Genomic DNA, 3,576 nt, shown 5'->3' on the forward strand with positions numbered 1-3,576 from the left:
CTCCTTAAAAGAACGGAAAAAATAATACGAGAAATCCTTTTTCCATTCTCCATTTTTTGTTTTAATTGTTTTTGAATAAATTAATTTCTACTAATAAACAAATTATGTGACCAATTGTAATGTGAGCTTCCTGAATTCTTGCTGTGTTTTTATGAGGAATTATTAGCGAATCATCTGCAACTGATTTGATTTTTCCGCCGTCTTTACCGGAAAGCAACAATGTGTGAATACCTTTTTCTTTGGCTGTGCGGATTGCTTGAAAAACGTTTTCAGAATTTCCACTTGTGCTGATTCCAATTAGATAATCGCCCCTATTTCCCAATCCTTCTACTTGACGAGAAAATATCGTGTCAAATCCATAATCATTTGCTCCGGCGGTGATTAGAGATGTATCGGTTGTGAGAGCAAGAGCCGGTAAGGATCTTCTGTTCAATTCACTTCGAAAGCGAACCACAAATTCGGTAGCAAGATGCTGGGAATCAGCTGCACTACCACCGTTTCCGCAGAGCATTATTTTCCGTCCGTTTTCCAATACAGCAGAAATATCTTTTGCAACCTGTTGGATTAGCTCTGAATAATTATCTAAAGTTCGAATCACTTCGATATGTTCTTCGAGAATTTTTTTTATAATATTTTTCATTCTATTTTTTTGAGTTTTAAGTTAAAAGTTATAGTTTCCTAGTTTCATTTTATTACTGAATTTCTTTTAAACGAAATTATAGTATTTTATTTTCAATAGCAAATAATTATTTCAAGTTTTTTAGCTATAAACAAAACTTCGTTCCTTTTCAAATTTGATTAATAAGGCAATTGCAATAATATTTATCAGGAGGCTGCTTCCCCCGTAACTAATGAAAGGCAAGGGAGTTCCAACCACAGGCAATATGCCAATATTCATTCCAACATTTATAACAATTTGAAATACCAAAAATGTTAATATTCCGGCTATAATGATTCGATATTTGATTTCTTTATTTTTTTTCAAAATTGCAAATCCGCGATAGATCAAAAAAAGAAAAGCCAAAAGAAGTAATACGCATCCGAAAAAGCCGAGTTCTTCACCGACAACAGAAAAGATAAAATCCGTTTGTTGTTCCGGCAAAAACCCTAAATTTTTTTGTGTTCCTTGCAATAATCCTTTCCCGAAAATCCCACCTGAGCCGATTGCTATTTTTGACTGAATGATTTGATAACCACCTCCCAAAACATCTCGTGCCGGATTTAGAAAAGTGATAATTCTTTCCTGCTGATAACTTCGCAGAGTATTCCAAAAAAGGGGTGTTAGAAAAGAAAGAAATGCATTAGCAATGAGAATAAAAGCCGCATGTATTAGTGCAATTCTGTTATATAGTAGGACAATGAGGAGGATCACATCGAATATTATCCAGGCAATCGAGGAAAATCCGACTAAAATGCTAAATAGGGGTGAAATCAAGAGAAAAATCGTAAAGAGCGACACTCCCGCAAAATAAATCATTGGCAAGGCAAAAACGAAAAAAATAAGAGAACTACCGAGATCCGGTTCTTTAAGGATAAGTAAAGCCGGTGGAATAATCACGCAAAATGCGTAGAATATTTTTTTTAAATGGGAAAGATTTTTTGAGGAAATTGCTCTTGCAACCATTAAGATAGTGGTTAGTTTTGCAAATTCCGAAGGTTGAATATTTATTCCTCCAAGATGAATCCAGCGGTGCACTCCTTTTGTTGCAGGAAGCAGGAGAACCAGTATCAGCAGAAATATGGAAAGAGCATAAGCAGGAACGGTAATAAAATCTAACAATATTTTTGGAAATTTTAGAATAACAAAAAACAAAATGCCTGAAATAAAAATCCAGATCAGCTGTTTTACATAATAATCGTATGTTACATATTTCTCCCCGAATTTCTGGATGGATGCACTATATATCGCGATTTCGCCAAAAATTATTAGCACAATTAACGTGATAAAAAGTTGCCAATCGAATTGCTTCATAGATTCTATAACCAATATTTTCGGTCAAGACTGCGGTATTGGATTGCCTCGCTAATATGCGAAGGTTTGATTTCTTCGCTTTGATCAAGATCTGCGATTGTCCGGGAAACCTTTAGTATTCTGTCATAAGCTCTGGCGGAAAGCCCCAATTTTTCGATAGCTATCTTCAACAAATTTTTGCACTCTTGCCCAATTTGACAAAAGTCGCGAATATGTTTTGAAAACATATCGGAATTAAAAAAGATTTTCGGGGAATCTTGAAAACGTTTTAACTGAGTTTTTTTGGCTAAATTTACTCTTCGCTGAATATCTTCGGATCTTTCACCTTTTGGATTGGAAGATAATTCTTCGTATTTAACAGCCGGAACTTCCACGTGTATATCAATTCTATCAAGTAAAGGACCGGAAATTTTGGAAACATATTTTTGGATCATGGTCGGGGTGCATTGGCATTCATGTCCCTTCACATCGCTTCCATAATACCCGCAAGGGCAAGGATTCATAGAAGCAACCAGCATAAAGTTTGCCGGAAAAGTGAGTGATTGAACTGCTCGGGCAATCGTAACAACTCCATCTTCGAGCGGTTGCCGCATCACTTCGAGAACGGTTTTTTTGAATTCGGGCAGTTCATCCAAAAACAGCACTCCGTTATGAGCCAGACTAACTTCACCGGGTTGAGGATAGCTTCCTCCACCGATTAAAGCTACATCGCTTATCGTATGGTGCGGAGAGCGAAAGGGACGATTTACCACAAGCGAATTTTTCGATTCCAACTTTCCGGTTACAGAATGAATTTTGGTAGTTGTCAGCGATTCTTCCAATGTCATTTTAGGAAGGATTCCCGGGATTCGACGGGCGAGCATTGTTTTACCTGAACCAGGTGGTCCAATCATCAAAATGTTATGTCTTCCCGCCGCTGCAACCTCAAGAGCCCGCTTTACATTGTATTGTCCTTTAACGTCAAACATATTCAAATAATGAGATACTGTATCCGAAAAGATCTCATCCATTTTCAATGAAACCGCTTTAACGTGTTCTTTTCCCTCCAGAAAATTTACACATTGTTTGAGATCTTTAATTGGAAAAACAGAAATACCCTCAACTACAGCCGCCTCTTTCACATTCTCAGTAGGCACAATTATTCCTTCCAAACCATTTTTTTTGGCGGAAATAACAATCGGCAAAATTCCTTTTATCGGTCGTAATTCACCATTCAGAGAGAGTTCGCCGATCATTCCAATTTTATTCAAATATCTCGGAAATATTTTTTGTAAGGATTTTAGAATACCAATTGCAATAGGCAAGTCAAATCCAACTCCCTCTTTTTTTACATCCGCGGGAGCAAGATTGACAGTGTAAGCCTTTGCGGGAAATCCAAAACCATTATTCCGCATAGCAGCCACCACTCGATCTTTGCTTTCCCGAACAGAATTCGTAGGTAAGCCGACCATAGAGAAATATGGTTGTGATTGTTGTTTTGAATCGACTTCTACTTGAATTGGAATCGCATTGATCCCCAAAACCGTGAAAGAAATTACTTTTGCAAACATGGGTCAAAAACCCAATATTTTACAATCTGCGTCAAGCTAATATTTGATTTTTTC

3 protein-coding genes are annotated in these 3,576 nt (G+C 37.0%); all 3 read right to left on the reverse strand.

Annotated features, from left to right (window positions below; translation table 11 throughout):
• Positions 1-61 precede the first annotated feature (61 nt).
• Entirely contained in the window at positions 62-640 is a 579-nt protein-coding gene (locus U9P79_05185; protein MEA2104022.1) for a D-sedoheptulose 7-phosphate isomerase, read from the reverse strand.
• 120 nt (positions 641-760) lie between these two features.
• Positions 761-1,972 carry a rod shape-determining protein RodA gene (rodA, locus tag U9P79_05190; protein MEA2104023.1) on the reverse strand — a complete coding sequence of 404 codons (1,212 nt, stop codon included), beginning with the start codon at positions 1,970-1,972 and terminating at the stop codon, positions 761-763.
• 5 nt (positions 1,973-1,977) lie between these two features.
• The gene (locus tag U9P79_05195; GenBank protein MEA2104024.1) at positions 1,978-3,522 is read right to left on the reverse strand and encodes a YifB family Mg chelatase-like AAA ATPase; all 1,545 of its coding nucleotides are present in this window, start codon (positions 3,520-3,522) and stop codon (positions 1,978-1,980) included.
• Between the last annotated feature and the right edge of the window lie 54 nt (positions 3,523-3,576).

The sequence above is a fragment of the Candidatus Cloacimonadota bacterium genome, assembly GCA_034661015.1.
GTDB lineage: Bacteria > Cloacimonadota > Cloacimonadia > JGIOTU-2 > JGIOTU-2 > JAYEKN01.